The organism is Brevundimonas sp. (assembly GCF_016463295.1).
Lineage (GTDB): Bacteria > Pseudomonadota > Alphaproteobacteria > Caulobacterales > Caulobacteraceae > Brevundimonas.
Genome location: NZ_JAEMRO010000123.1, coordinates 1 through 4,570 on the forward strand (window position 1 = coordinate 1; position 4,570 = coordinate 4,570).

Annotated in this window: 6 protein-coding genes; 4 read left to right on the forward strand and 2 right to left on the reverse strand. The window is 66.8% G+C overall.

What is annotated here, in order from left to right:
• The 3 genes from JHC81_RS13800 to JHC81_RS13810 all read left to right on the forward strand — a co-directional run.
• On the forward strand, positions 1-845 hold an 845-nt coding region (locus tag JHC81_RS13800; protein ID WP_292175630.1), incomplete at its 5' end, for an acetyl-CoA carboxylase carboxyltransferase subunit alpha.
• A 65-nt stretch (positions 846-910) separates the two neighbouring features.
• Entirely contained in the window at positions 911-1,519 is a 609-nt protein-coding gene (locus JHC81_RS13805) for a response regulator (protein WP_292175632.1), read from the forward strand.
• On the forward strand, positions 1,516-1,989 hold the full coding sequence (locus tag JHC81_RS13810; protein WP_292175634.1) for a chemotaxis protein CheE: 474 nt from the start codon (positions 1,516-1,518) through the stop codon (positions 1,987-1,989). The genes JHC81_RS13805 and JHC81_RS13810 overlap by 4 nt, the downstream gene beginning before the upstream one ends.
• A 14-nt stretch (positions 1,990-2,003) precedes the next feature.
• Here JHC81_RS13810 and JHC81_RS13815 read toward each other — a convergent pair whose 3' ends face one another.
• Positions 2,004-2,732, reverse strand: a complete 729-nt coding sequence (locus tag JHC81_RS13815; RefSeq protein WP_292175636.1) for a TlyA family RNA methyltransferase — start codon at positions 2,730-2,732, stop codon at positions 2,004-2,006.
• An 86-nt stretch (positions 2,733-2,818) separates the two neighbouring features.
• Here JHC81_RS13815 and JHC81_RS13820 point away from each other — a divergent pair, with 86 nt between their 5' ends.
• Positions 2,819-3,295 (forward strand): YHS domain-containing (seleno)protein, encoded by a 477-nt coding sequence (locus JHC81_RS13820; RefSeq protein WP_292175639.1) that lies wholly within the window; start codon positions 2,819-2,821, stop codon positions 3,293-3,295.
• A gap of 6 nt (positions 3,296-3,301) precedes the next feature.
• On the opposite strand, the gene JHC81_RS13825 is transcribed toward JHC81_RS13820, so the two are convergent.
• On the reverse strand, positions 3,302-4,570 hold a 1,269-nt coding region (locus tag JHC81_RS13825), incomplete at its 5' end, for a class I tRNA ligase family protein (RefSeq protein WP_292175641.1).

The following is a 4,570-nucleotide window of genomic DNA, read 5'->3' on the forward strand; positions in this document are numbered from 1 at the left end:
TCGATGGCCTGCGCAAGAAGGCCGAGCAGCTGCGCAAGAAGACCTATGCCGGTCTCGACCCCTGGATGAAGACCCAGGTGGCGCGCCATCCTCAGCGTCCTCACCTGACCGACTATATCGACGGCCTGTTCACCGACTTCGAAGAGCTGAAAGGCGACCGTCAGTTCGGCGACGACCAAGCCATTATGGGCGGCCTGGCCCGCTTTCGCGGCGCGCCTGTCGTGGTCATGGGCCATGAGAAGGGCAATGACACACAGTCGCGGGTGACCCACAACTTCGGCATGGCCCGGCCCGAGGGTTATCGCAAGGCCGTGCGCCTGATGGACCTGGCCGAGCAGTATGGCCTGCCGGTCCTGACCTTCGTCGATACCGCCGGGGCCTATCCGGGTCTGGGCGCCGAGGAGCGTGGTCAGGCCGAGGCCATCGCCCGGTCCACCGAACGCTGCCTGACCTTGGGCGTGCCATCCATCGCCACCATCACAGGCGAAGGCGGGTCGGGCGGAGCCATCGCCATTGCCGCCGCCGGACGCGTGCTGATGCTGGAACACTCCATCTATTCGGTCATTTCGCCCGAGGGGGCCGCAGGCATCCTGTGGCGCGACGGGGCCCGGGCCAAGGATGCGGCCATGGCCATGAAGATCACGGCTCCCGACCTGCTGGAGCTGAAGATCATCGACCGCATCATCGAAGAACCCTTGGGCGGTGCCCATGCCGATGCGGAGGGCACGATCGCTGCCGTCGGCGAGGTGCTGGCCGAGGAGTTGGCCGCCCTGTCCTCGCTGACGCCGGACCAGATCCGCAAAGCGCGTGCGGACCGCTATTACGCGATCGGCCGTCTGGGCTGAGCCGACGTCCAAAATCTGACGCTGGCGTTAACCGTCCTGCTACCTGACCGTGGCAGCTTGGATGCATGGTTCCAGCCTCCCCTGCCAAAACCTCGCGCCCGTCAGGCGGTGTCGGCGAATCGCTGCGCGAAAGCTCGGTCATCAACCTGACCGGTGCGGTGACGATGGTGGTGGACGATTCGCCCTTCGCCCTCGACCTGACCAGCCAGGCGCTGCTGGGGTTCGGCATCAAGACCCGTTATGCCTGCAACAGCGGGGCCGAGGCCATGGACATCCTGCGCGATCACAGCGTCGATCTGCTGATCGTCGACTGCGAAATGCCGGAGATGGACGGCTATGCCCTCGTGCGCTGGCTGAGGCGGTCGGGCCTGGACCCCAATGCCTTCGTGCCGGTCATCATGACCGCCGCCCACGTGCGCCGCTCCAAGGTCAAGGAGGCGCGCGATTGCGGGGCCAGCTTCGTGATCACCAAGCCGTTCAGCGCCTCGACCCTGCTGGAGCGGCTGGTCTGGGTGGCGCGGGACGCCCGGCCCTTCCTGGAGGTCGGAGACTATTTCGGACCGGATCGTCGCTTTCGGCAAGGCGATCCGCCCGGTGAGGAGCGCCGCGCGAGCATGATCCGCAAGGCCCAATTCGATGCCGAACAACGCGCAGCCTCGGGAGGCGCAAGATGACGGTCATTACCCACGCCCGCCGCAAGTCCAACCTGTCCCAGATGATCGACAAGCCGGGTGGGGTCAGCATCGGTGTGGCCCTGACCCAGGCACGGGCCAATATCGAAGCTAAACGGGCTGAGGCCGCAGGCGTCGTCGATGCCCAGATCGCCGCGCTGGAGGCCATCGCGGCCCCGACCTCGGCTGCCGAACTCGCCGTGCGGCTGGAGGAGGTCTACCACGCCGCCAACGCCGTCATCGACGCTGCCAGTCCGTTCGAGCTGGACGACCTGTGCAAGGGCGCGGCGGGCCTCTGCGACGTGATTGACGCCGCCCAGCCGGGTCAGCCGTTCGACTGGCGCATCGTGACCGTCCACGCCCGGTCCCTGCGCCTTCTTCAGACCCTGCCGGTCGAAGAGGTCGAGGCGCGCAATCAGGTGCTGGAAAGCCTGCGCCAGATCCTGCTGCGCAAGGTCGCGCCCAAGGGCTGATCACGGTCAGAGGGTCAGGCGCGCTTCCTGGCCCACAGCAAAAACTCGACATTGCCGTCGCCGCCCGTGATCGGGCTGACGGTCGTCGCCATGACGGTCCAGCCGACGCTCTCCAGCCAGTCCGAGACAGACGTCACGGCTGCGGCATGCGCCTCCGTATCCTTGATCACGCCCTTCTTGCCGCCACCCGGCCGCTCGGCCTCGAACTGCGGCTTGACCAGGGTCACCAGATCGGCCTCTCCCGCCGCGAGGATCAGGGCGGCCGGCAACACCTTGGCCAGGCCGATGAAGCTGGCGTCACAGACGATCAGCTGAGGAGCCTCAGTGATCAGGTCAGTCGTGATCGACCGCGCATCCGTTCGCTCCAGATTGACCACGCGCGGGTCGGTGGCCAGTCGCGGATGAAGCTGCCCCTGCCCGACGTCAACCGCGAATACCCGGACTGCGCCGCGCTCAAGACAGACCTCGGTAAAGCCGCCCGTGGACGCACCGACATCCAGGACCACCCGCCCCTCGACCGCGACCGGCCACAGGCTGAGCGCATGATCCAGTTTCAACGCTCCGCGCCCCACCCAGCGATGCGCCGGCTCGGCGAGGATCACCGCGCCTTCCTCGACACTCTGGGAGGCTGAGCGGGCGGGCACGCCATTGATCGTGACGCCGCCCGCCTCGATGGCCGCCTTCGCCTTGGCGCGACTTTCGGCCAGCCCACGCGAGACCAGCTCAATGTCCAGACGCGGCATGTTCCCCCCTCCTGTAACCCGGCGGCACGCGCGGGCGTATGCCATCTCGAAGGGCCCCGCAACGGTGGCCGGGAGGATGCCTCATCATGCTGCGTTTCGTTCTGGCCTCGCTGATGGCCGTATCGCTGACCCTGATCGTCGGCAGTTCTCAGGCCTCGACCCAGTCCAGGACCTATCCGCCGGTTTATGCCGCTGCCGATCGTCTGTCGCTCGGGGGTCATGACCCCGTCGCCTATTTCACCGATGGCCAGCCCGTCGCCGGCGATCCTGCGATCACCCTGGACTGGAACGGCGCGACGTGGCGTTTCGCCACCGCCGAAAACCGCACAATGTTCGAAGCCAACCCCCAGGCCTATGCGCCTCAGTTCGGCGGCTACTGCGCCTGGGCGGCCAGTCAGGGCTATATCGCCCCCGGGGACCCGACAGTCTGGCGCATTGTCGACGGGCGTCTGTATCTTAACTTCAACGACCGCGCCCGCATGCTGTGGGAGCAGGACATCCCTGGTGCCATCGCCAGGGGCGAGGCGAACTGGCCCCGCATCCTGACGGACAACCAGGGCTGAACTGCCTCAGCCCACCGCATCCAGCCGCGCCAGAGCGGCCTGCAACCGCGCCCTGCCCGCCTCGGCCTCAGCCAGCTTCTCGCGCTGCTCGTCGACGACCTCGGGCGCGGCGCGGGCGACGAAGTTGGGATTGCCCAGCTTCTTGCTGAAGTGGCCGATGTCGCTCTCGAACGCTGCGATCTCCTTGTTCAGGCGCGCACGCTCGGCCTCCAGATCGATCAGCCCGGCCAGCGACAGCGCCGCCGTCGCCCCACCGCTGACGAAGGTCACGGCCCCTTCAGGTGCGGCATCGACCGTCGCCACCTCGGACACCCGCGCCAGGGTCAGGATCAGATCGCGGTGCCGCGCGATCCGCTCGGCTGTCGTGGCGTCCGGCGCAACGAAGCTGAGCGGTGGCTTCACCGACGGCGCGATGTTCATCTCCGCCCGCAACTGGCGCACCTCCGTGACCAGATCGATCAGCCAGCCGATCTCGGCCTCAGCCGCCGCGTCAATGAAGCTGTCCGGCAACTCGGGCCAGGCCGCACCGATCAGGGTCGCTTCCGACCGCGCCGCGCCCTCATCGGCCAGCTTGTCCCACAGCTCCTCGGTGATGAAGGGCATGACCGGGTGCATCAGCTTCAGCGTCTGATCCAGCGTCCAGGCCGTCATCGCCCGCGTCTCGGCCTTGGCGGCCTCGTCATCGCCTTGGAACACCGGCTTGGCCAGCTCCAGATACCAGTCGCAGAACACGTTCCAGACAAAGCGATACAGCGCCGAGGCCGCATCGTCGAACCGTCCGCCCTCGATGGCCGACGACACCTCGCGCTCGGCCTTGGCCAGTTCGCCGCGGACCCAGCGGTTGATGGTCTGCTCGACCGTCGCCGGATCGAAGCCCTCGACGCGCTGCGCCTCGTTCATCTGGGCAAAGCGCGCGGCATTCCACAGCTTGGTACCGAAGTTGCGATAGCCTTCAATGCGTTGCCGGCTCAACTTGATGTCGCGCGTCCCCGACAGGATGGCCATGGTGAATCGCAAGGGGTCGGCCCCCAGCTCGTCGACGATGGTCAGGGGGTCGATGACATTGCCCTTGGACTTCGACATCTTCTGGCCCTTCTCGTCGCGGACCAGGCCGTTGATGATGACCCGCTTGAACGGGACCTCGTCCATGAAGTGCAGGCCCATCATCATCATCCGGGCGACCCAGAAGAAGATGATGTCCGCCGCCGTGACCAGATCGCTGGTCGGATAGAACCGCTCCAGATCCTCGGTCTTCTCGGGCCAGCCCATGGTCGA